General features: G+C 71.2%; 19 protein-coding genes. 7 read left to right on the top strand and 12 right to left on the bottom strand.

What is annotated here, in order from left to right; translation table 11 throughout:
* Position 1: 1 nt before the first annotated feature.
* From KXC43_RS13580 to KXC43_RS13570, 3 genes are all read left to right on the top strand, one after another.
* Complete coding sequence (locus tag KXC43_RS13580; protein ID WP_221376393.1) at positions 2–2392, top strand: VWA domain-containing protein; 2391 nt, start codon at positions 2–4, stop codon at positions 2390–2392.
* Between the two features lie 53 nt (positions 2393–2445).
* Positions 2446–5016 (top strand): ATP-binding protein, encoded by a 2571-nt coding sequence (locus KXC43_RS13575; protein WP_221376392.1) that lies wholly within the window; start codon positions 2446–2448, stop codon positions 5014–5016.
* 70 nt (positions 5017–5086) lie between these two features.
* Positions 5087–5896, top strand: coding sequence for a class I SAM-dependent methyltransferase (locus tag KXC43_RS13570; RefSeq protein WP_221376391.1), 810 nt, complete (start codon positions 5087–5089; stop codon positions 5894–5896).
* Positions 5897–5941: 45 nt separating this feature from the next.
* Here KXC43_RS13570 and KXC43_RS13565 read toward each other — a convergent pair whose 3' ends face one another.
* Both KXC43_RS13565 and KXC43_RS13560 read right to left on the bottom strand, forming a co-directional pair.
* Positions 5942–6463: an SRPBCC family protein gene (locus KXC43_RS13565; RefSeq protein WP_221376390.1), complete on the bottom strand. Its 522-nt coding sequence runs from the start codon at positions 6461–6463 to the stop codon at positions 5942–5944.
* Positions 6464–6513: 50 nt separating this feature from the next.
* Positions 6514–6960 (bottom strand): protein-tyrosine phosphatase family protein, encoded by a 447-nt coding sequence (locus tag KXC43_RS13560; RefSeq protein ID WP_438870886.1) that lies wholly within the window; start codon positions 6958–6960, stop codon positions 6514–6516.
* Between the two features lie 179 nt (positions 6961–7139).
* Between KXC43_RS13560 and argS the strand changes: the two genes are divergently transcribed.
* Both argS and KXC43_RS13550 read left to right on the top strand, forming a co-directional pair.
* A complete protein-coding gene (gene argS / locus KXC43_RS13555; RefSeq protein ID WP_221376388.1) occupies positions 7140–8753 on the top strand; it encodes an arginine--tRNA ligase in 1614 nt (537 codons plus the stop codon).
* 59 nt (positions 8754–8812) lie between these two features.
* The gene (locus tag KXC43_RS13550) at positions 8813–10576 is read left to right on the top strand and encodes a bifunctional metallophosphatase/5'-nucleotidase (protein ID WP_221376387.1); all 1764 of its coding nucleotides are present in this window, start codon (positions 8813–8815) and stop codon (positions 10574–10576) included.
* 97 nt (positions 10577–10673) lie between these two features.
* Here KXC43_RS13550 and KXC43_RS13545 read toward each other — a convergent pair whose 3' ends face one another.
* The 5 genes from KXC43_RS13545 to KXC43_RS13525 all read right to left on the bottom strand — a co-directional run bounded on the left by KXC43_RS13545 (position 10674) and on the right by KXC43_RS13525 (position 14922).
* Positions 10674–11015, bottom strand: a complete 342-nt coding sequence (locus KXC43_RS13545) for a hypothetical protein (protein WP_221376386.1) — start codon at positions 11013–11015, stop codon at positions 10674–10676.
* A 211-nt stretch (positions 11016–11226) separates the two neighbouring features.
* Positions 11227–12081 carry a MerR family transcriptional regulator gene (locus tag KXC43_RS13540; protein WP_221376385.1) on the bottom strand — a complete coding sequence of 285 codons (855 nt, stop codon included), beginning with the start codon at positions 12079–12081 and terminating at the stop codon, positions 11227–11229.
* A 299-nt stretch (positions 12082–12380) separates the two neighbouring features.
* Positions 12381–13790, bottom strand: a complete 1410-nt coding sequence (locus KXC43_RS13535) for a serine/threonine-protein kinase (protein WP_221376384.1) — start codon at positions 13788–13790, stop codon at positions 12381–12383.
* 70 nt (positions 13791–13860) lie between these two features.
* Positions 13861–14436 (bottom strand): YdeI/OmpD-associated family protein, encoded by a 576-nt coding sequence (locus KXC43_RS13530; RefSeq protein WP_221376383.1) that lies wholly within the window; start codon positions 14434–14436, stop codon positions 13861–13863.
* A gap of 69 nt (positions 14437–14505) precedes the next feature.
* Positions 14506–14922, bottom strand: a complete 417-nt coding sequence (locus KXC43_RS13525; RefSeq protein ID WP_221376382.1) for a hypothetical protein — start codon at positions 14920–14922, stop codon at positions 14506–14508.
* 312 nt (positions 14923–15234) lie between these two features.
* On the opposite strand from KXC43_RS13525, the gene KXC43_RS13520 reads away from it, so the two are divergent.
* The gene (locus tag KXC43_RS13520) at positions 15235–15597 is read left to right on the top strand and encodes an STAS domain-containing protein (protein ID WP_221376381.1); all 363 of its coding nucleotides are present in this window, start codon (positions 15235–15237) and stop codon (positions 15595–15597) included.
* Positions 15598–15758: 161 nt separating this feature from the next.
* Here KXC43_RS13520 and surE read toward each other — a convergent pair whose 3' ends face one another.
* From surE to KXC43_RS13500, 4 genes are all read right to left on the bottom strand, one after another.
* Positions 15759–16601, bottom strand: a complete 843-nt coding sequence (gene surE, locus KXC43_RS13515; RefSeq protein WP_221376380.1) for a 5'/3'-nucleotidase SurE — start codon at positions 16599–16601, stop codon at positions 15759–15761.
* A complete protein-coding gene (locus KXC43_RS13510; RefSeq protein WP_438870885.1) occupies positions 16598–17512 on the bottom strand; it encodes a 1-phosphofructokinase family hexose kinase in 915 nt (304 codons plus the stop codon). The genes surE and KXC43_RS13510 overlap by 4 nt, the downstream gene beginning before the upstream one ends.
* A gap of 71 nt (positions 17513–17583) precedes the next feature.
* Entirely contained in the window at positions 17584–17916 is a 333-nt protein-coding gene (locus KXC43_RS13505; protein ID WP_255644024.1) for a hypothetical protein, read from the bottom strand.
* Between the two features lie 103 nt (positions 17917–18019).
* A complete protein-coding gene (locus KXC43_RS13500; RefSeq protein ID WP_221376378.1) occupies positions 18020–18934 on the bottom strand; it encodes a cation diffusion facilitator family transporter in 915 nt (304 codons plus the stop codon).
* Positions 18935–19110: 176 nt separating this feature from the next.
* Between KXC43_RS13500 and KXC43_RS13495 the strand changes: the two genes are divergently transcribed.
* Entirely contained in the window at positions 19111–20034 is a 924-nt protein-coding gene (locus KXC43_RS13495) for an SMP-30/gluconolactonase/LRE family protein (protein WP_221376377.1), read from the top strand.
* A gap of 3 nt (positions 20035–20037) precedes the next feature.
* Here the strand turns inward: KXC43_RS13495 and KXC43_RS13490 are convergent, their stop codons facing one another.
* Positions 20038–22161: a HelD family protein gene (locus KXC43_RS13490; RefSeq protein ID WP_221376376.1), complete on the bottom strand. Its 2124-nt coding sequence runs from the start codon at positions 22159–22161 to the stop codon at positions 20038–20040.
* Positions 22162–22315 lie beyond the last annotated feature (154 nt).

Below are 22315 nucleotides of genomic sequence, written 5' to 3'. Positions count from 1 at the left end.
CATGAGCACGCCCGGCGATAACACCGCGATCATCGTCGCCCTCCAGCCGTGCGATTCCGACGCTGCCCTCGACACGCAGCTGACGGTGTGCCGTGAGTACGCGGAACGGCTGGGCCGCGAGGTCATCGCCGAGCTGATCGTCCCGATCTGTCTGCCGGGCGCCGGTCACCTGGATCACGACGCGGCGCGCGAGGCCGCGGTGGAGAGGCTGGAGGCCGAGGACGTCCGCCGGCTCCGATGCCTGGTGCTGCTCACTCCGGTGCCGGTCGATGTCTGGCGCAGCTGGCCCGGCGAGCTCATCTACCTGCTGAGCCGCGTCGACGCCCTGGTCATCAGCGAGCCGGACGACGACGCTGCCGAGTCGTTTGTCGACATCGTCGACCGGGGCCGGCAGCAGGCGCGCGCGTTCCGGTTCGAGCGGGAAGCACAGGACAGAAAGCAGGACGATCGGTTGTTCCGGCGCGACAACGATCGCGGTCTCGGCGCGGGGCCCGCCTCCGGTGGGTCAGCTCCGCCACCCAGCGATGCCGACTACGAGGACGTATTGCTTTCCCATGAGACGTTGGGTTGGCTTGACGCCCGTTCGTCACGGACAGCCGACGCCGCTCCGCCGTCAAGCGGATCGACGGAGGACGAATACTACGAAAACGACTGGCTGGCTCATGACCAGCCTTTCTCGGCGGTGGACCCGTGGGCCGCCGACGGAGATCCGCTGCCGCTCCCTTCGCGCTTTCATATCGACACGGTTGAGTCGCAGGGTGTGCAGGTGGGCAACAGCAACACGCAGACCAACTATTTCGGCGCGCCGGGCCATCGGCCGCCGACGTCGGAGCGCAGCGGGCCGCTGCCGCACAACGGGCTGTTCATCCGCCGCAACAACGCCTTCGGCACGCGGTCCACGCTGGGCATCGCCGAGCTGATCGACCAGGGCGTCCTGATCGACCAGACGCACATCCGGTTCGACGACTTCATCGCCTCGAACACCGACCACATCCCCGCGCCCGCCCCGGGCGCGGCGGTGGCCGTGAGCCACGGCACGGCTGCGGTGAGCGGCGCGCTCAAGGCGCACCCCGAGACCACCCACCTGGTCGAGATCGCCCTGCGGGCCGGCGCCCAGTCCTCGGACGGGCCGAAGACCGGCGAACCGCTGCCGGTCAACTTCGTGTTCGCCGTGGACGTCAGCGCATCCATGTGGGGCGAGAAGCTCGATCAGGTCGTGGTCGCCATCCGCGAGCTGCACGCGCGCCTGCGCGACGACGACGTGCTCGGCATCATCGTCTTCAACGACCAGGCCCGTACGCTGCTGCGCGCCACCCGCAAGGCCGACCTGCCGGCCGACGAGATCGGCCGCCTGATCGCCTCGATGGCAGCCAGCGGTGGCACCGACCTGAATCTGGGCCTCGCCTTCGCCCTCAACGAGATCGAGCGGTTCGCCTCGTCGAAGACGGTGAACTGCGTCTACCTCTTCTCGGACGGCGACCCGACCTCGGGCGAGACCGACTGGGTCAAGATCCGGGCCAATGTGGCGGCCCGGCTGCGGGGCACCGTCACTCTCTCGTGCTTCGGCTTCGGCTCCGACGCCCGGATCCCCGAGCTGCGGGCCCTGGCCGGCATCAGCGGCGGTCACTGGACGTTCGTCACCCAGCCCGAGGAGGTCACACTCACCCTCTCCGAAGATCTGACCCGCCGGGAAAGCCTGGCCGCCATCAACATCCAGCTCCGGATCGACATCCCGGAGGAGACGACGGTCTGGCACCTGTACGGCCACGACCTGATCACCGACCCGGCCGGCCGCACGGCGGTGCTGGCGGAGGCCGACGCCGCCCGCCGCCGGTCGCTAAAGGAGTTCGGCGTCCACAACAGACCCGACCTGATCCGCGACGACGAGGGCATCCGGATCTTCGCGCCCGACCTCGCGTACGGCGAGACGTACTGGGTCGTCCTCGAGCTGCAGACGGCCGACGCGGCCTTCGGCGGCGCGACCGTCCAATATCTCGACACCAGGATCGGTGACAACGTCAGTCACTCCGTCGACCTGTCGGCCCCCGGCGCCATCCCGGTCGAGACCGTCCTGACGCACGGCGTCGGACTGTGGACCAGCGAGGTCACGTTCTTCGCGCTGGACGATCTGTACGAGAACGACCGCGAGTCGGCCGAGAAGCGTCTCAACCAGCACGTCATCGCGCTCACCGCAGCCTATGACGAGGTCCCGTCCCCGCAGTTCCGCGACGATCGGGTCACGCTGGTCAAGCTGGTGTCGCTGGCCGGCAACCTGGGCCTGCGCCGAGCCTGGGCCGACCAGCCCACCGGCGGCGCTTTCGGCTATGCGGTCCACACGATGAACCAGTTCGGCCGGGTCCGTGGGGGCTACCTCACCCTTCGGGGGCAGTGAGGCTGTCCGATAGTCGCTAGGCAGGCGCTGAGCTGCCTGTCTAGCCTGAGCGCGTGACGGTGCTGCTGGAGCGCTCGGCCGAGCTCGCCGCCCTGGACAGCCTGCTCACCGGCTGCGCCGCCGGTGGGCGCGTCGCCGTGGTCAGCGGCGAGGCCGGCGCGGGCAAGTCCACCCTGGCCGCCGCGTTCGCCGAGGCCGCCGGGCCGCGCGCGCAGATGCTGTGGGGCGCCTGCGATCCGCTGCTCACGCCGCGCGCGCTCGGGCCGCTGCACGATATCGCCCGGCGGCTGGGCGGGCGTCTGCGCGAGCGGATCGGCGACGGGTCTCGCGGCGAGGTCTTCGACCTGTTGCTGGAGGCGCTCGACCGGCCGCCGCAGGCCGCCCGCCCGGTGGTCGTGCTGGAAGATCTGCACTGGGCCGACGAGGCGACGCTCGACATGGTGGCGTTCCTGGGCCGGCGGCTCGCACTCTGCCGGGCCCTGCTGGTGATCACCTACCGCGAGGACGAGGTGGGTCCCGACCATCGGCTGCGCACCGTTCTGGCCGGGCTGCCGCCGGGGTTGATCCGCCGGGTGGGTCTGCCGCCGCTCACTGCGGCCGCCGTGGCTGAGCTGGCGCGCCGGGCGGGGCGGCGGGCCCCCGACGTCCATGCGGTTACCGGTGGCAACCCGCTACTGGTCACGGAGGTGCTCGCGGCGCCGGCCGAGGGGGTGCCGCCGACCGTACGGGACCTGGTTCTCAGCCGTCTGGCCACGCTGACGCCGCCCGCCCGTGAGGTGGCGCATCTGGTGTCGGTCGTGCCGTCGCGGGCCGGCCTGGAACTGCTGGGCAACCGCCTGGCCGAGGTCGACGAGTGCCTCGACCGGGGGGTGCTGACGGCTCGCGGCAACGGCGTCGCGTTCCGCCACGAGCTGCTGCGCCGCGCGGTCGAAGAGAGTCTTTCCCCCGTACGCCGTCAGGCCCTGCACGCCGAGATCCTGAGCGTCCTCGAGGCGGCCGGCTCGGTCGACCCGGCCCGCCTTGTGCACCACGCCCACCACGCCGGTGACACCGTGGCCGCCCTGCGCTTGACTCCCGTCGCCGCGCGCCGCGCCGCCTCCCTCGGCGCCCACAAACAGGCGGCGGCCCACTACGCCCGGGTGTTGCCGTTGGCCGCCGACCGCCCCGCGGCCGAGCGTGCCGAACTGCTCGAGGAGTACGTGCAAGCCGCCTATCACGGTGGGCTGACGGAGGCACTGGACGCGTGCCAGGCCGCGCTGGCCCTGCGCACCGAGCTCGGCGATCCCGTCGCGATCGGCGTCGACCTGCGCTGGATGTCCCGCCTGAGCTGGTGGAACGGCCGTCCCGGCCAGGCCCGCGACTACGGCTTCCGGTCGGTCGAGGTGCTCGAGACGCAGCCGCCCGGTCCCGAGCTGGCCGCCGCCTACAGCAACCTGTCCCAGCTGTTCATGCTCGGCGACGACAACGTGCGGGCGATCGCCTGGGGCGAACGCGCCCTCGAGCTGGCCCGCGCCCTCGACGACCGGGACACCGAGGTGCACGCGCTGATCAACCTGGGGTCGGCCCGGCTGCACCGGGGCGACCCGGTCGGCATGGCCGAGCTGCGCCACGCCCACGACCTGGCGGTGGCCGTGGGCGGGCTCGACGACTCCGCCGGCCGTGCCCTGGTCAACCTGGGCAGCAACGCTGTCGACAACTACGACTTCGACATCGCCGAGCAGACGTTCGACCGGATCTTCCCGTTCCTGGCCGCCCGCGACCTCGACGGCTACCACCGCCACCTGCTCGGTTACCGCGCTCGCCTGCTGCTCGCCCGTGGCGACTGGGCGGCCGCGGCTGACGACGCCGCGCAGGCGCTGGCTGGCCCGACGATGCACGGCGGTGGCCTGGTGCCGGCCGTGGCGGTCCGGGCCGTGCTGCGGGCCCGGCGCGATGAACCGGGTGCGCTCGACGACGCCCACGATGCCGGGAAACGCGGCTACCCGACGGAGGAGGCCCAGTTCGTCTGCCCGGCCGCGATCGCGCTGGCCGAGACGTATTGGCTGGCCGGCGATCCGGTGCGGGCCGCCCAGGAGGCCGAGCGAGGCCTGAGAGTGGCGGTGCGGATCGGCCATCCCTGGTTCGCCGGCGAGCTGGCCTTCTGGAAGTGGCGCTGCGGTGACAGCTCGCCGGCCCCGGCGGTCGCGGCGGAGCCGTTCCGGCTGGTGATCGACGGTGACTGGCGGGCCGCCGCGGCCGCGTGGTCGGAGCGCGGCTGCACCTACCTGACCGCCTGCTGTCTGGCCCACGGCGATGCCCCGGCGGCGGCCGAGGCGCTGCGCGTCTTCGACCGCCTGGGCGCGGTCGCGCCGGCCCGTCGCCTGCGGACCGATCTGCGGGAACGTGGCCTGCGGGTGCCCCGCGGCCCGCGCCCGTCCACCGCCGCCGATCCGACCGGGCTGACCGGCCGCCAGCAGGAGGTGCTCGGGCTGATCGCCGAGGGGCTGAGCAACGCCGACATCGCGGCCCGCCTGACCGTCTCCGCCAAGACCGTCGACCACCACGTCTCGGCCGTGCTGGCCAAGCTCGGAGTCTCGTCCCGCGGCCGCGCCGCCGCCGAGGCCCGCGACCGCGGTCTTCTGTAGGGGGAGCGTGCGGCCAACATGGGGAGCTCTCCCCATGTGCTGGGAAGCCCGGATTTCTACCGTCGAAGACATGAGCGAACTGGTACTTGAGGGCCTGAAGGCCAAGCAGCAGAAGACCTGGGCGAGCGGCGACTACGGCGCGGTGGCGGCCCTGATCCATCCGATGGCCGAGGACACGATCCAGGCGGCCGACCTCTCGGCCGGAGCCGATGTGCTCGACGTCGCGGCCGGCACCGGCAACGCCTCGATCGCGGCGGCACGGTGCGGCTGCCGGGTGACGGCCACCGACTACGTGCCGGGTCTGCTGGCCCGGGCGCGGGAGCGGGCCGACGCCGAGCGACTGCCGTTGACCACCGAGGTCGCGGACGCCGAGAGCCTGCCCTACCCGGACGGCCGCTTCGACGCGGTGGTGTCGGTGGTCGGCGCGATGTTCGCCCCCGATCAGGAGCGCACGGCGGCCGAACTGACCCGCGTCTGCCGCCGTGGCGGCACCATCGCCCTGGCCAACTGGACGCCGGACGGCTTCATCGGCGAGATGTTCCGGACCGTCGGCCGCCGCGTCCCGCCGCCGCCCGGCATCCGCGGTCCGGTCGAGTGGGGCAGCGAGGAACGCGTCCGCGAGCTCTTCGGCGACCGGGTCAGCGACCTGCGCACCGAGCGGCACGACTTCGTCTTCCGGTTCGCCACGCCCGAGCACTTCGCCGATTACTTCCGCGAGCACTACGGTCCGACCCTGAAGGCGTTCGAGGCGCTGGGCCCGGACGGCGGCAAGCCGCTCTACGACGACCTGGTGTCTCTGGTCGGCCGCTACAACACCGCCACCGACGGCACGGCCCGCATCCCGTCCACCTACCTGCAGATCGTCGCGACACGCGCCTGAGACAGGCTTCACGGGGAGCGCCCTCCACAAAGGAGGCGCTTCCCCTCAGGCTTGGGCCTCCTGGCTGCGGGACGGGAGCGTGGGGGAGTGCGGGACATCGGCGGGGAACTGAAGCTCCGCGGCGCGAGCGCCGGGGGCGAGCTGGTCGAGGGCCGCGGCGAGAGCGCCGGCGCCGGCGGTGCCCAGCTTCTCGAACTCCATCTTGATCACCGGGCCGGCCAGCTTGGCCAGCCCGTGCATCTCGAGCTCGATCCGGTACGTCACCTCGCTGCCCGTGCCGGCCGGCCGCACTGCCACTGTGTCGATGCAGGTGGCGCCCTCGTTGCGCCCGTGGAACACCAGCCGCCCGGGAGCTAACTCGACCAGCGTGTACGTCATCTCGGTGGTGATGCCGAGCAGCCGGCAGGTCTGGTGCCAGCTCGCGCCGGGTGCGATCGGCCCGGCGTCGTTGCGGGTGGTCTGCCGCACGGCCGGATCCCAGACCGCGGTGTTGCCGAAGTCGCTCAGATAATCAAGCGCCACACCAGGGGCGACATTGGTGGCAAGCGTGCGCTCCACGACAATCATGAGTCCCCCAGGGTGACGGCATGCTGCTCCAGCGTAATGGCCGCTTCTGATCACTGCCCCGTTTTCTTGGGCGCGTGGAAGTCCCGCACGAACCGGCGCTGCCACGGCGTCTCGACGGCTCGCGGGTGGTAGTGCTCGCGGACGTACGCCACCGCCTCCGTCGCGGGCACCCCGTCGAGCACGGCCAGGCAGGCCAGCGCGGTTCCGGTACGCCCGCGCCCGCCGCCGCAGGCGATCTCGACCCGCTCCGTCCGGGCGCGCTGCCAAGCCTCTTCCAAGACCCTTCCCGCGTACGCCGGATCGCCCGGCAGCCGGAAGTCGGGCCACCGGATCCACCGGCTGACCCACCCGAACTCGGGCGGCGCCGAGCCCAGCAGGTAGACCCCGAACGTCGGCGGATGCCCCGACGGCATCGGTTCCCGCAGCCCGCGCCCCCGCACCGACCGCCCCGACGGCAGCCGCAGCAGCCCCGCCTCACCCGTCACCCACAACGGCATCGTCACGGTTCTCATCTTGCCGCGTGCGTTACTGTGTGCCCATGCAGACCTTCAGCGAGCGACGCCGGCCTCTTCACGGCCGCCGCTGAGTCCTTGCTGTTCCCCGGCGGGTCGATCCCGCCGGATGCTTCCCGCACACCCGGTCGACCCGTCATCCGCGTACGTCGATGGGTTTGATCATGAATCTCGAAGCTCTCCTCGCCGCCCGGCTGGCGGTGGCCCTCGAGGCCGTCGCCGGCGAGCCGGTCGATCCCGTGGTGCGGGCGTCGCAGCACGCCGACTTCCAGTCCGGGGCAGCGCTCGCCCTCGCCCGCAAGCTGGGCCGCCCCCCGCGGCAGATCGCCGCCGAGGTGGCCGCGCGGGCCGACCTCGCGGGCCTGGCCGAGGCCGAGATCTCCGGCCCCGGCTTCCTCAACCTCACCGTCGCCGACGACGTGCTGGTGGCGCTGCTCGCCGAGCCCGTCGCTCCGCCGCCGGTCGAGCCGCAGCGTGTCGTGATCGACTACTCCGGCCCCAACGTGGCCAAGGAACTGCACGTCGGCCACCTGCGGTCGACGATCATCGGCGACGCCCTGGCCCGGCTGTTCACGTGGGCCGGCCACGACGTCGTCCGGGTCAATCACCTCGGCGACTGGGGCACCCAGTTCGGCATGCTGATCGAGCACATGGCCGATCTCGGCGGCCCGTCGGGCGAGCTCAGCCTGAGCGACCTCACCGCCTTCTACCGGCAGGCCCGGGTCAAGTTCGACGGTGACGACGACTTCCGCACCCGGGCCCGGCTGCGGGTGGTCGCGCTCCAGAGCGGCGACGAGCCCACCCGGCAGATGTGGCAGCGGCTGGTCGAGCAGTCGGAGCGGTCGTTCGTGGCCGACTACGCCCGGCTCGGCATCACGCTCGGCGCGGCGGACTTCGCGGGCGAGAGCTCCTATCAGGACCAGCTCGCGTCGGTGCTCGACGAGCTGACCGCCAAGGGTCTGCTCGTCGAGAGCGAGGGCGCGCTCTGCGCCTTCCCGGCCGGGTTCACCGGCCGCGACGGCGAGCCGTTCCCGCTGATCGTACGCAAGAGCGACGGCGGTTTCGGGTACGCGGCGACCGACCTCGCGGCCCTGCGGCACCGGACGCGCGACCTCAAGGGCGACCGGCTGCTCTATGTCGTCGGCGCCCCGCAGAGCATGCACTTCCAGATGGTCTTCGCCGTGGGCCGGGACGCGGGCTGGCTGGGCGACGGGGCGACCGCCGAGCACATCAGCTTCGGGTCGATCCTGGGCGCCGACGGCAAGATGCTCAAGAGCCGGTCGGGCGAGACGATCAAGCTGGTCGACCTGCTCGACGAGGCCGACGCCCGGGCCACCGCGCCCGCGGTCGGCATCGGCGCGATCAAGTACGCCGACCTCTCCTCCGACCGGCGCGGCGACTACGTCTTCGACTGGGACCGGATGCTGGCCACGACCGGCAACACCGGCCCCTACCTGCAGTACGCCGTGGCCCGGATCCGGTCGGTGCTGCGGAAGGCCGTCGCCGAGCCCGGCCCGGTCGTTCTGGGCGACCCGGCCGAGCGGCGGCTGGCCCTGGCCCTGCTCGGCCTCGAGCCGGTCGTGGCGGCCGCGATCGAGCACTGCGAACCGCACCGGCTCGCCGTCCACCTGCACGAGGTGGCGGCGGCGTTCTCCACCTTCTACGAGAGATGCCCGATCCAGTCCTCGCCCGGCCGGCTGAGCCTGACCGCGCGCACCGGCGACACCCTGCGGCTGGGCCTCGATCTGCTCGGCATCCCGGTGCCCGAGGCCATGTAGGGACCGCGGCCGGGCATCGAGGGCTATCGTGCTATGTCTCCACTGTGAAAGGCCAAGACATGACTCTCTCCCGGCGAACCCTGCTGGCGGTCGGGGCCGCCTCGGTGGCGGCCCCGATCGTCGGCGCCGGCGCGGCTCAGGCTCACCCGGAACGCAGCTACCGGCTCACCGTGCTCGGCACCTCCGACACCCACGGCAACGTCTACAACTGGGATTACTACAAGGACGCCGAATACGACGACAGCGCGCACAACGACGTCGGCGTGGCCAAGCTGGCCGCCCTCGTCAACCGGCTGCGTGCCGAGGCGACCGGGGCGACGCTGGTGCTCGACGCGGGCGACACCATCCAGGGCACGCCGCTGGCCACCTACTACGCCAAGCAGGAGCCGATCACCACGACCGGCGAGAAGCACCCGATGGCCCGGGCCATGAACATGCTGCGGTACGACGCGGTGACGCTCGGCAACCACGAGTTCAACTACGGACTACCGCTGCTGGACCTGTGGATCCGCCAGCTCGGCTTCCCGGCGCTGGCAGCCAACGCGGTGAACGCGCGGACGGGCCGGCCCGCCTTCACCCCGTACGTCATCAAGAAGGTCTCGCCGGGCCGGCACGCGCCCACCCTGCGGGTCGGCATCCTCGGGCTCACCAACCCCGGCGTGGCGATCTGGGACCGGGCCAACGTCGAGGGCAGGCTCGAATTCCTCGACCTGGTGGCGACCGCGGCCAAATGGGTGCCGATCATGCGGGCCCGTGGGGCTGACATCGTCCTGATCTCGGCACACGGCGGCGACAGCGGCACCTCGTCGTACGGGCCCGAACTGCCCAACGAGAACCCGTCGGCGCTCATCGCCGAGCAGGTGCCGGGCATCGACGCCATCCTCTTCGGGCACGCGCACGCCGAGGTGGCCCAGCGGTTCGTGACCAACGCGCGCACGGGCAAGCAGGTGCTGCTCTCCGAGCCGTCCAAGTGGGGTCAGCGCCTCACGAAGATGGACTTCGACCTGGTGCGCCGCAACGGCCGCTGGGCGGTCACCGCCAAGTCGTCGGCCACCCTGAACACCAACACGGTCGAGCCCGACCCGCACGTCCTGGCGGCGGTCCGCGCCCAGCACAACAAGACCGTGGCGTACGTGAACCAGGTCGTGGCCACCTCGACCGAGGAACTCTCTGCGGCGTCCTCCCGCTACGAGGACACCCCGATCCTCGACTACATCAACAAGGTGCAGACCGACACGGTCGCCGCCGCCCTGGCCGGCACCGAGCACGCGAGTCTGCCGGTGCTGTCGATCGCCGCCCCGTTCAGCCGCACCGCGGTCTTCCCGCGGGGCGACGTCAAGATCAAGGACGTGGCCGGCCTCTACATCTACGACAACACGCTCGAGGCCGTCGTGCTGACCGGCGCCGAGGTGAGGGCGTACCTCGAATACTCGGCGAAGTACTTCGTGACGCTCGCGCCCGGTGCTCCCGCCGACCCGGCCACGATCAGCGATCCCGCCGTGCCCGACTACAACTACGACGTCCTCTCCGGCGTCGACTACGACATCGACATCGGCCAGCCCGTCGGCTCCCGCATCACCCGCCTGCAGATCGCCGGCGACGACGTCGACCCGGCCGCGCGCTTCGTGGTGGCTGTCAACAACTACCGCCGCTCCGGGGGCGGCAACTTCCCCGGGATCGTGAAGACGCAGGTCTACAACGCCCAGCAGGAGATCCGGCAGCTACTGATCGACTGGGCCCAGGCCCAGGGCGCCATCGACCCGGCCGACTTCTTCGTCAAGAACTGGCAGCTGGTCCGCGACGGCGTGCCCGTCGAGTTCTGACCACTCGCGTCGCCCTGTCCGCAAGCACTGCTTCGTCACCGGCGCCGGGCTTTGTGTCTGCGACCGCCAATCACCGTGTCGGTGACTGGCGGTCGCCTCACGTCGTCCGGAGAGCCAGGAACGCCACGACGGCGGCGGTGAGCACGGTGCCGAAGGCCAGCCAGTACGGGTAGCGCTCGTTACCGCCGCGGTGCGCCTCCGCGCCGCGACGGAACGCCGAAACCACCCCGGGCAGGCCGAGCAGCAACGTCCAGAACACCACCGGGGCCCACGCCGGCGCCTGCGGCCGCGCTGCCCGCGCCATTTCTTCCGGGAAACGCACGAGCAGCCGGCCGTGATCCGTGTGCGGACCCGTTGCCGCGGCCGGCTCCGGGTCCGGCTCCGGCGTCACCCAGGGCGGGTTGGTCGGGTACTGCGCGTACGGGATCGGGGCTGTCATGGTCGCGGCCTTTCGGTAGCGGCCCGGTTGCATTTTCCGTGCCGCCCGGCATCATCGGCCGCTCCGACCCCGACCTTAGGCAAGAATCTGTCTGCTGGATCACGCAAGGCCGCGGCGTGGCCCAGGCGGCACCGGTATGCGGTCTTCCCGCGGCCGACGCCGGGCGCCGCCTGGATCTTGCTGCACTCCTACGTGACCCAGCAGACCGGCCCTAGCCTTCGGTTGCGACCCGCACCGGCACCTGCATCTCGGTGACCCACTTGTCGAAGTCGCCGGGCGGGCAGTCGAGGTACACCTCGACCGCGAACCCGGGGCCGACCGCGCGGTAGCCGTTGTCGTCGATCCAGTTGGCGAGCTTCTGACCGGTGCGGAAAGCCTCGGACATCGAACCGTGATGCACCGCGGTGGCGGCCTGCTCGACCGGCGGCACCACGACCGCGTCGAACCCGGCGTCGGCCGGAACGGCGGCGTCGCCGATCGGGAACGCGGCATGGACGCCGATCGTCTCGTCGCCCGGCCCTGTCGGCGCCTCGGTGTAGTAGGCGATCGGCGCCCCGGTCATCGGCACGCCGTGCTTCTCCATGAGCTCCATCAGCCGCGGATAGAGCGGGCTGAGGTTCTCGGTGATCGACGTCGGGTCGTCGTAACTGGTCGCGGTGGCGGAAAGCATGGCCACCCGGGTGGCCGGAACGCTCTTGAGGACGACATCTCCCGTGTCCATGTGCCCCTCACTCTCGATCATCCGGAGGCGCGCGTCGACCTGGGCCAGACGGGCCGTGTCCTGCACCATCCGCGCCGCCAGCTCGGCCCGCCGAAGGCGCAGCATGCCGCGCAGCTCCTGCGTGTCGACCTTCTCGTCGATCAATGTCTGCACCTGCTGCAGGCTGAAGCCGAGATCCTTGAGGGCGGTCACGCGGTTGAGCAGACGCAGCTGAGCAGCCGTGTAGGACCGGTATCCGCTGTGCGGATCGACCTGGGCGGGGCGCAACAGCCCGATGGCGTCGTAGTGGCGCAGCATGCGCACCGACACCCGGCCGAGGCCCGCGAACTCTCCGATACTGAACATGGTCCCCTCACTCTCGGGCCTGACACTGTGTGAGGGTCAAGCGGAAAAGCCCGTTTCCCGGATCACGCGGGCCTGCGGCGGGGCTGAGGAGGGCGTCCGCACAACGGGCGGCCACATGCAACCCCGGTAGCGCTTCGCGCGGCACTGAATGCGACCGGCCTGCGGCCGACGTCGCCGGCGCGACGCAGCGCTTCGCGCGGCACTGCGCAGGCACCACCGGGCATCAGTCACGACTTCGGCTCTCTCTCCCGCGTGAACCGGAAGCGCCCGGCCGGGCACGTCACGCCGGCCCGGCGGCCCTACGGGTCGGCGCCCTCGACGGGCGGGACGATCGGCGTGGTGGGGGTGACCGGGGGAGTCGTCGGCGGCGTCGTCGGGGGTGTGGTCGGCGGCGTGGTGGCCGGTCGCGTCGTCGCCGGCGGCGTGGTGGTGGGCGGCGTGGTGGTGGGCGCGGACGACGGCGCCGAGGTGTTCGTCGGGCTCGGCGTGCGGGTGCGGTTGGGAACGTTGCCGCGCGTGGTCGATTGGCTCGTCGGCGTCTCGCTCGGTTCCTCGGAGACCTCGGAGCTGGGGCCGGTGGTCGGGTCGGCCGAGGCGCCCGGGGGCACGGAGTTGTTGATCGGGGCCTTGTCGTCGTCGCCGCTCAGGGCGATCGCGAAGGCCAGCCCGCCCGCCAGCACGAGCAGGGCGATCACGGCGACCAGCAGCGCCGTCTGGCTGCGGGGCGGGCGCTTGGCGCCCAGCGACGTCGAGGTGAGCGACGCCGGCGTCGTCGGCGGCACCTTGGGCGGCAGGTCGCGGGGCATCGGCACGGCCCGGGTGGGCGCAGCCGGGCTGAGCGGGGCGACCATGGTGGTGCCGGTCATCCTCTTCCAGTCCAGCGGCCCGGCCGCGGCGAAGGCGGCCTCGGCGAACTCCTCACCCGACTGGAAGCGGTCGCCCGGCTGCTTGGCCATGGCCCGCTCGATCAGCTGGCGCACCTCGAGCGGAACGTGCTCGGGCAGCGGCTCGGGCTCGTCCTCGAGGTGGCGCAGCGCCACCTGGAGCGCGTTGTCGCCGTCGAACGGCGGGTGACCGGCGATGCAGTGGTAGGCCACCGCGCCCAGGGCGTAGATGTCGGTGGCCGCGCTGACGTTGCCCTTGGCGACCTGCTCGGGGGCCATGTAGAGCGCCGTGCCGACGATCGCGTTGACCGCCGTCACGCTGGTCACCGCGGCCGAGCGGGCCACGCCGAAGTCGACCAGCACGACCGTGCCGTTGGGCTTGACGATGAGATTGCCCGGCTTGACGTCGCGGTGGACCGTGCCGGCCTGGTGGGCGGCGTGCAGCGCGTCGGCCGCCTGACCGACGATCGACATGACCTCGGGGACGGGCATGGGGCCCTGCTTGACCCGGGTCGAGAGCGGCTCGCCCTCGACGTAGGCCATGACCAGATAGGCCATGCCGTCGTCGCCGCCGGACTCGCCGGCGCTCGCGTAGTCGTAGACCTCGACGACGCCGGGGTGACGGAAGGCCGCCATCATGCGGGCCTCGCCGTAGAAACGGGCGGCGAACTCGGGGTCGGCCATCATGTTGGAGCGCAGCACCTTGACGGCGATGACTCGGCCCAGCACGACATCGGTGCCGCGCCAGACGTCACCCATCCCGCCTGTGGCGATGCGCTCGTCCAACCGGTAACGGTTGCCCAGCAGGTGTCCGGCAGCAAGCACCAACGGACCTTATCTAATCGGGTGGCGAACCACAGCGGAGCGACGGCGAAACTGTAACTGGCCCGCGAGCTCAGCGGGGGGTCAGAGGGGGCACCTTGCGGCCGGCGGCCGAATCGGCGATGAGCTGGGCCAGGCGGCGCTCGCGAGTATCGGCCCGCTTCGCGCTGACCACCCAATGCACAGCCGCCCGCCGATAGGACGGGGACTGGGCCGAAAACCATTGCCAGGCCGCATCATCTGCCTGGAATCGGGCGGTTTGCGAGTCGTCGAGGACGGCGTCGACGGGTTGCTCGTACGAATACACGGCGACCCGGTCGGGCTTGCGTTGCTCGAAGGCCCGCCGGCCGGACGGATGTATCAACCCGGCCTCGGTCAGCTCCGCGATCTTGGCGACGTTGATCGCGCTCCACACGCTGCCTTTGCGCCGCGGGGTGAAGCGCACCTGGTAGCGCCGGTCGTCGATGGTGCGGCCGACGCTGTCGATCCAGCCGAAGCAGAGGGCCTGCTCGATGGCCTGGGGATGGGTGACCCCGGTGCGGCCCGACCCCTTCTTCCAGTAGCCCACGAACAGCTCGGGCGCGGTCTCGTGATGCTGCTCGAACCACGCGCGCAGCTCGGCCGGGGTATCGAAGAACTCTGCTGCCATGCCCCAGAGCCTAGAAGTGGGGTACGACACTTCCCGGGCGGCACGAAGCACCGCCCGGGAAGTGTCGAGTCAGTTGTCGTACGTGGGCGTGACCACGACTGCGGTCTCGGCCAGCTCACGCTCCTCGGCCTCGGCCTGCTGCTCCAGGGCGGCCCGGGCCGAGGTGGCCACGGCCCAGCCGACGGCGACGCCGAGCAACCCGACTCCGACGATCAGGCCCCACGGCCGCGAGGGCTTCTGCCCGGCCAGGGCGGCCGCGGCGGCGTTGGCCCGGGCCCACGCCACGTCGGCCTTGCCACCCGCCTTGCCCGCGAGCTGCTGACTCCGGCCGGCCAGCTTGTGACTCTGATCACTGGCCTTACCGGCCAGTTTGGCGGCTTTGTCGGTCGTGTCCTTGGCGGTGTCCGTTGCTGCTGCCATGGCAGCCGTCAGGTACTCCCAAGCCTGCGTGGCGGTTCGTTCCGTCTTGCTCTTGGTGGAGAACATTTCTCTTACCTCCCGGCTCGCTCGCCCTTAACCCTGCCCTCGTGCCGCGTTCAGCAAACGTGTCCGGTGTGGACGCCATCACGTTTCGGAAACAAGTTGCCACCCACCGGTACTCTTGACCCGGTTCACACGAGGCACTCAGGTGCCTGACAGGTTCGGGTCCTAACCTTTTGGTCAGTTTCACCGAACCTTCCGGGGGTAGTCCGACTGCCCCCGGGCGTGGGGGTGACTGAGCGAGAACGGCTCGCTCAGGTTGTCCCTCGCGTGCGAGGAAAGACGCTCGGAAGTCCCGGGCGGGTGGAGGGAATTGGCGTGACGCTGTCGATAATGACGTCGACGCTTGCCGACGACGTGGTGGAGGTCTCGCCCAGCGGCGAGATCGACGTCGAGAACGCATACGAGATCCGTGAGGCTGTGGCGACGCAGCTGGGGGCCGGAAAGCTCGTACGCATCGAGCTCAATCTGCAGAACGTGACCTTCATCGACTCGGTGGGCATCAGCGCGCTCGTTGCCGCGTTCCAGCTCGCTCAGGTCAGTGAGGTAAAACTCGTCGTGACGCGGCCCAGCCGCTTCGCGCATCGTCAGCTCTGGGTGACCGGGCTGCTCGGCCTGTTCGGCAACCCGCAGCCCTTCGGCGAGGCCGGGGCGGCCCAGCCGGCGGTCTCGGGCGCCTGACCTGATCAACGAAGGCGGCCGGGTCATTCGACCCGGCCGCTTTCGTTTGCCCTCCGCCCCGCGCCGCGCCGCCAACGCCGGCCGCCCCGCTGGACGCAGATGCGGCCACTCCTGCTGCGGCGCAGATTCTTGCCGTTCTTCGTGCGCCTGGACTGCCGCTTCTACTGGAGCGCCGACGCGTGCAGCGGGATGGTCTCCAGGTTGATCTTGACTTCGGTCATCTCGTGCGGCGGGCGGATCGGCGTCACCACCGCGAAGTGCTCGGCCAGAGCGGCCAGGTCGGTGTCCGGTTGCAGGGTGTCGTCGGCGGCCTGCACGGCCGTGCGCACGAAGCCCTCGCCGGCCTCGGCGATGCTCACCTGCACCTGCCCGAACTGGGCGAGTGACGCCCGGCGCAGCCCTCGGATCCCGTCCAGGTGCAGGTCGGGCACGTTCAGGTTGAAGATCGTGCCGGCCGGTGTGTGGGTCAGCGTCGGCAGGAGGCGGACGGCCAGCTCAGCCGCGCTGCCCCAGTGCCGCTTCTCGTCCTCCTCGTGGTCCAGCGCGGCCAGCGCAGCGCCACCGCTGCGGGTCGTGGATACCCGGGGCGACAGCACGTCGAGCGAGACGGCAAGCCCGTGCAGGCCGGCGTACGAGCCGGTGAGGGTGGCGCCCACGGTGCCGGAGTGCACGACCGCGGCCCCCGCGTTGGCGCCCCGGTTGATGCCCGAGAGGATCATCTCCGGCGGCTCGCCGAACGCCTCCCGCAGGGCCAGCAGCACGATGTAGGCCGGGGAGGCGGCTACCGCGTACGCCGGAATGTGCTTGGCGTGGGGCAGTTCGCGCCTGTGCAGAATGATCTTGCCGTGTTCCTCGACGGCGGTCATCGCGGCGCTGCTGCCGCTGGCCTCGGTGACCGGCGCGGCGACCACGACGTCGTGGCCGTCGCGGGCCGCCGCCCGCGCCAGCCAGCGCAGCCCCGGCGCGTCGATGCCGTCGTCGTTGGTGACCAGGATTCTTGTCATCGCGCCTTCTTGATCGGGGTGAGCTTGACCCGTTCGGTGAGCACCTGAACGGCGTCCAGGTGGCCGGTGCCGAGCCCGTGCCGGGTGACGTTGAGCGCGCCGGCGGCCGCCCCGGTTCGCACCGCCTGCATCATCTCGCCCCCCTTGGCCAGCACCGCCGCGATCCCGGCGGTCATCGAGTCGCCGGCGCCGCGGTGGTCGGCGATGGTCAGCTTCGGGATGCCGACCCGGTAGATCTGTTCGTTGAAGAGGGCGAGCGCGCCCGCGTCGGCCCGGGACAGCAGGGCCATCTCGGCGCCGTTCTCGTGCAGGTTGATCAGCGCCTCGGTCAGCGTCTTCTCGGAGTCGTCCTTGATCACACCGTCGCGCAGCAGCTCCTCGTGGCTGACCTTGACCACGTCGAGCCCGGCCTCCAGCACCGCCTTGAGGTGGTCGCCGGACAGGTCGGCGATCACCCGGCAGCCGTGGGCGCGCAGGTCGTGGGCGAGCCGCCCGTAGACCTCGGGCCGGATCACCGAGGGGTGCGCCGGGCCGCTCAGGATCGCGTTGCCGGCCCGCAGTCCCTCGGCCAGCGCCAGGTTGTAGAGCTCGTCCAGCTCATGGCGGGTGAAGGGCGCACCCGGCTGCTCGGCGAGCTCCACGCGAGCGCCGTTGCGGCGGTCGTGCACGTACCACCCGCTACCGCTCTCGCGCGGCACCGTGCGCAGCTGGACGCCCTTGAAGTCGAGCAGCGGCTTGAGCACGCGGCCCACCTCGCCGCCGACCGCGGTGCAGAGGGTCACCTCGGCGCCGAGCGAGGTGACCATGCGGGCCTGCCAGATGCCCTGACCGCCCGGATGGACGTGCAGTTCCGGCTGGTTGTGTTGCTGTTCGATAGTCACCGTGAGTTGCGGTGCCGGCGCGAAAACCATCACCCGAGCGTCGCCCATAAAGGCATTCTTGCCGCAGAGCTCCGTTTAGGTGCGGATTACCGCAAAAGCCGTCAGAGCTCGAAACCCTCGTTCGCCAGCTCGAGCACCGGGCCGGTCAGCTCGGGCCGCGTGCGCAACAGGTCCTCCAGGCGCACGCGCCACTTGCCGGCCTCGACGTCGGCCATGTGCCGGTCGCCGCCGGTCTCGACCAGCGCGGTCAGCAGCCGCTGACGGGTGTCGGCGAAGTGGCCGTACATCTCGCTGCCCAACCGGCTGAGTACCCGCGCGGCGAAGGCCTCGGAGTGTGGGCTGCCCGCGGCGAGCACGAACGCGCGGGCAGCGTCGAACGCGACTCTCGGCTGGTGGATGACGGTGGTCATGCTGGTGTCCTCCCGTGATGACATGGTCACCAAGCGTAGAGAGCGAGCCCGGGCCCGGACGGAACTCGGCACAGGCGGTGACCGGTGTGATCATCGTGCGCCCTGAGGTGTGATGATCGCCATACCTTCACCACCCCGCGGGAGAACATCTTCCGGCCGCGGCCATCGGCTCCACCTGAAGCGTGGCGTGGTCGATGTGGAAGTCCTCGTGCAGCGCCTCCCGTGCGGTGGTGAGCACGTCGCCCAATTCCGCCTCGGGCTCGAGGCTGAGGTGGGCCGAGGCCACGTCCATGCCCGAGGTCAGCGTCCACACGTGCAGGTCGTGCACGTCGCAGACGCCCGGCACTTCGGCCAGCCGGGCCCGCACCCGGGTGATGTCGAGATGCTCGGGAGCGGCCTGCACGAGGATGCGGACCGCCGAGCGGCCGAGCGCGAAGGTGCGCGGCAGGATCATGAGCGCGACGATCACGGCGACGATCGGGTCCGCGTACGCCCACCCGGTGAGCCCGATGACGGCGGCCGCCACGATGACGCCGGCGGAGCCGAGCAGGTCGCCGACCACCTCGAGGTAGGCGCCCCGGACGTTGATGCTCTCCTGGGCGCCGCTGCGCAGCAGCCCGAAGGCGATCAGGTTGACGACAAGGCCGCCGACGGCGACGACCAGCATCGCGCCCGCCGGCACCTCGGGCGGGTCGGTCAACCGGCGCAACGCCTGCACCACGACGAAGCCGGCCACCGCGGTCAGCAGCGCGGCGTTGGCCAGCGCGGCCAGCACCTCGAGGCGGTAGAGGCCGAACGTGCGATGGGAGTCGGTGGCGGCGCGGCCGGCCGCGGTGATGGCGGCCAGGGCCATCGCGATGCCCAGCACATCGGTGAACATGTGCCCGGCGTCGGAGAGCAGGGCCAGCGAGCCGGTCAGGAACGCGGCCACCGCCTCCACACCCATGAAGCCGGCGAGCAGGCCGGCAGCCCACCAGAGCCGCTTGCGGTGTTTCGCCCCCGCGCGCAGCGCCTGGCCTCCGTGATCGTGCCCGGCCCCCATGAGTCAACCTTCCGTCGCCGTTCGTCAACCGCGCTAACGTATGCGGACATCGCTATATATGCAAGGTCTCAGAAGGTCTCCTGGTTATGAGCGGGCGGCCCGGCGGGGTGAACCCGAACGCCGAAACCGGGGTAGGAAGGTGATGACAGCCAAGTTCCGCCTGGAAAGGGATATCCGTGTCCAGACGTACCCTCGCGATTGTCATCTCCACGGTGCTCGCCGTGGTGGCCGGCGCGGCGCCGGCCGCAGCACATTCCTCCCAAAGGTGGCCCAGCTCGCTGGCGCTGCCGGACGGGTTCCAGCCCGAGGGCATCGCCATCGGGGACAAGCCGTACGCGTACTTCGGCTCCCGGGTCGACGGCGACATCTACCGGGTCAGCCTGCGTACGGGCAAGGGCGCGGTCTTCAGTGAGGGCCCCGGCGCCGGCAACCCGTCGCTCGGCCTCAAGATCGACAACCACCGGCTCTTCGTGGCCGGGGGCAGCGCCGGCACCGCCCGCGTGGTCGACCTGCGCAGCGGCCGGATCCTCAAGTCGTACACGCTGAAGGGTCCCGGCACCACGACCTGGTTCATCAACGACGTCGTGCTCACCCGCGACGCCGCCTGGTTCACCGACTCGGCCAACCCGGTGCTCTGGAAGGTGCCGCTGAGCCTCAAGTCGCAGCCGGTGGCCGTTCCGCTGACCGGCGACATCCAGTACACCACCGGCAACAACGCCAACGGCATCTCCCGTACGCCGGACGGCCGCGGCCTGATCATCGTGCAGTCCAACCTGGGCAAGCTCTTCCGGGTCGGCTACGACGGACGCAGCCGGGAGATCAAGCTCAACGACGCCGAGACGGTCGTCAACGGCGACGGCCTGTGGTTGCGCGGCCGAACGCTCTACGTCGTGCAGAACCGGCTCAACGTGATCGCTGAGGTCGCGCTGGACCGCGAGGCCCGTACGGGCGAGGTCGTCTCCCGCACCGGCAGCGCGACGTTCGACGTGCCGACCACCATCGCGGAGTACGGCCGGAAGTTCTATCTGCCGAACGCCCGGTTCACCACGCCCGCCGAGCCGACCACGACGTACAACGCCGTGGCCGTGCCCATTCCGTAGTTCTCACCCACGCCAGGTTTCATCGGTGCCGACGGTGGTCAGGCGCTGGGTGGCCCGGGACAGGGCGACGTAGAGGGTGCGCATGCCGGCCGGATCCCGCGTGAGGGAGCCCGGCTCGACCAGCACCACCGCGTCGTACTCCATGCCCTTGGCCTCCAGCGCCGTGACCACCTGGACCCGCTCCGGCAGGCCGGCGACCCACCCCGCCATCTCGTCGCGGCGGAGCACCGGGGTGATCACGCCGATCGTCCCGTCGACGTCGGCGAGTTGCTTCTCGGTCACCTCGCGCACCAGGTCGGGCAGTCGCGTCGCGTCGGTCACCAGGTCGACCGGGTCGACGCCGGTGCTGCGGACGGCGCTCGGCAGGGGCAGGTCCGGCATGATGCGGCGGATCACCGAGGCGGCCACCGCGAAGATCTCCGACGAGTTCCGGTAGTTGGTGGTCAGCGCGTAGTCGTTGCGCTTGCGCGAACCCAGCGCCCGGTCGCGGGCCCGGTCGAGCTCGTCCGGGTCGCCCGACCACGCGGTCTGGGCCGGGTCGCCGACGATCGTCCACGACGCGTACGAGCCGCGGCGCCCGATCATCCGCCACTGCATCGGTGAGACGTCCTGCGACTCGTCGACCACCACGTGCGCGTAGTCCCGGTAGTCCTCGTCACGCTGCACCTGCTGGGCGCGGGTCGCGGCCTGCCGCTCGTTGGCCGTGCTGAGCTCCTGGATGCCGTCGCGGACGTGGAACGGGTTCTTCGACTTGCGCTGGGGCTTGCGCGGGCGGCCCATCAGCTCGTCGAGCTCGTCCAGCAGGGCCACGTCGGCGATGGTCGGGCCCTCGGCCGCGAGCGCGTCGAACGACCCCTGCAGGCGCGCGATCTCGTCCTTGGAGAGCAGACCGTTCGCGTACGCCCGCAGCCGTGCCGGATCGACCAGCCAGCGCAGCACCCGCAGCGGCGTGAACTGCGGCCACCAGGCCTTGAGGAAGTCGCGGAAGTCGGCGCGGTCGGCCAGCTCGGCCTCGAACTCGCGCTTCTCGGGCAGGCCGCTGACCTTCTGCTGGCGGGCCTGAGCCCACAAGGCGTCGAAGACCCGGTCGAAGCCTGCGCCGCGCACCTCGTTGCGGCGGGCGCCGCGGGGAAGGGCCGAACGGCGGATGCGGTCGAGGTCGGCCCGGTTCAGCCGCAGCAGGGCGCCCCGGTAGAGCAGGCGCAGCTCGACGGGTCCGTCGGGCACCGCGTCGTGCGAGGCGCGCTCGAGCACCCGGCGCATGCGCAGCGAGCCCTTGATCGCGGCGACGTCGCTCGGGTCGACCCGGACGGCGTCGTAGCCGGGCACCAGCGAACCCAGCGAGCGCAGGGTCGCCGTGTCCTCACCCAGCGAGGGCAGCACGGTCGCGATGTAGTGGACGAACACGCCCGACGGGCCGACCACCAGGATGCCGCCGCCGGCGAACCGGTTGCGGTCGGAATAGAGCAGGTAGGCCGCCCGGTGCAGGGCGACGGCCGTCTTGCCGGTGCCCGGGCCGCCGGTCACGATCGTGATGCCGCCCGCGGGGGAGCGGATCGCGTCGTCCTGCTCGCGCTGAATGGTCGCGACGATGTCGCGCATGCCGCTTCCGGTGGCCTTGGACAGGCTGGCCAGCAGCGCGCCGTCGCCGACGACCCGCATGTCGGCCGGCGCCGCCTCGGGGTCGAGCAGGTCGTCCTCGATGCCGGTGACCCGCTCGCGGCTCGACTGGATCATGCGGCGCCGGACGACACCGAGCGGGTCGGCCGGGGTGGCGCGGTAGAAGGCGGCGGCGGCCGGGGCGCGCCAGTCGACGACCAGCGGCTGCGCGCTGTCGTCGCGGATGCCCATGCGGCCGACGTAGTGGGTCGCGCCCGAGTTCATGTCGAGGCGGCCGAAGACCAGGCCCTCGTGCTCGGTGTCGAGGGCGTGCCGGCGGCGGGCGGCGTGGTAGACCATCGCGTCCCGCTCGACCAGCGCGCCGAAGGTGCCGACCCCGGCCAGTTGGTAGCCCGCTTTCTCGGCGAGGGAGGCATCGCGGCGAAGTTCGGCGAGGCGCGCGTAGACCAGGTCGACGTGCTGCTGCTCGACCGCGATCTCCTGCTGAAGAACGGTGGCGTCGCTCAAGACGGTGAATCTCACTTTCCGGCCCCCGGTGCACGCGTTCGGGCAGCGTGCTCGCAAAAAAAGGGAGCACTCGAACTTACTCCTCCGACGCCACCCGCGTCTCACCCGGCCTGGACATCGGCGTGATTCGACCCCGTGGGGGTGCCCGGACCGG

Source organism: Paractinoplanes polyasparticus (assembly GCF_019710575.1).
In the GTDB taxonomy this organism is placed as follows: domain Bacteria; phylum Actinomycetota; class Actinomycetes; order Mycobacteriales; family Micromonosporaceae; genus Actinoplanes; species Actinoplanes polyasparticus.
The sequence above is the reverse complement of the archived record's forward strand: the minus strand, read 5'-3'. Positions and strand labels throughout refer to the sequence as shown.

Coding starts and splice junctions, on each gene's coding strand:
- KXC43_RS13560 (WP_438870886.1), bottom strand. CDS start 6,960: ATGCCGTTGTGGGTGACGGGTGAGGCGGGGCTGCTGCGGCTGCCGTCG.
- KXC43_RS13530 (WP_221376383.1), bottom strand. CDS start 14,436: ATGGCAGCAGAGTTCTTCGATACCCCGGCCGAGCTGCGCGCGTGGTTC.
- KXC43_RS13500 (WP_221376378.1), bottom strand. CDS start 18,934: ATGGGGGCCGGGCACGATCACGGAGGCCAGGCGCTGCGCGCGGGGGCG.
- KXC43_RS13525 (WP_221376382.1), bottom strand. CDS start 14,922: ATGTTCTCCACCAAGAGCAAGACGGAACGAACCGCCACGCAGGCTTGG.
- KXC43_RS13580 (WP_221376393.1), top strand. CDS start 2: ATGAGCACGCCCGGCGATAACACCGCGATCATCGTCGCCCTCCAGCCG.
- surE (WP_221376380.1), bottom strand. CDS start 16,601: ATGACAAGAATCCTGGTCACCAACGACGACGGCATCGACGCGCCGGGG.
- KXC43_RS13545 (WP_221376386.1), bottom strand. CDS start 11,015: ATGACAGCCCCGATCCCGTACGCGCAGTACCCGACCAACCCGCCCTGG.
- KXC43_RS13505 (WP_255644024.1), bottom strand. CDS start 17,916: ATGTCATCACGGGAGGACACCAGCATGACCACCGTCATCCACCAGCCG.
- argS (WP_221376388.1), top strand. CDS start 7,140: ATGAATCTCGAAGCTCTCCTCGCCGCCCGGCTGGCGGTGGCCCTCGAG.
- KXC43_RS13565 (WP_221376390.1), bottom strand. CDS start 6,463: ATGATTGTCGTGGAGCGCACGCTTGCCACCAATGTCGCCCCTGGTGTG.
- KXC43_RS13540 (WP_221376385.1), bottom strand. CDS start 12,081: ATGTTCAGTATCGGAGAGTTCGCGGGCCTCGGCCGGGTGTCGGTGCGC.
- KXC43_RS13550 (WP_221376387.1), top strand. CDS start 8,813: ATGACTCTCTCCCGGCGAACCCTGCTGGCGGTCGGGGCCGCCTCGGTG.
- KXC43_RS13510 (WP_438870885.1), bottom strand. CDS start 17,512: ATGGTTTTCGCGCCGGCACCGCAACTCACGGTGACTATCGAACAGCAA.
- KXC43_RS13570 (WP_221376391.1), top strand. CDS start 5,087: ATGAGCGAACTGGTACTTGAGGGCCTGAAGGCCAAGCAGCAGAAGACC.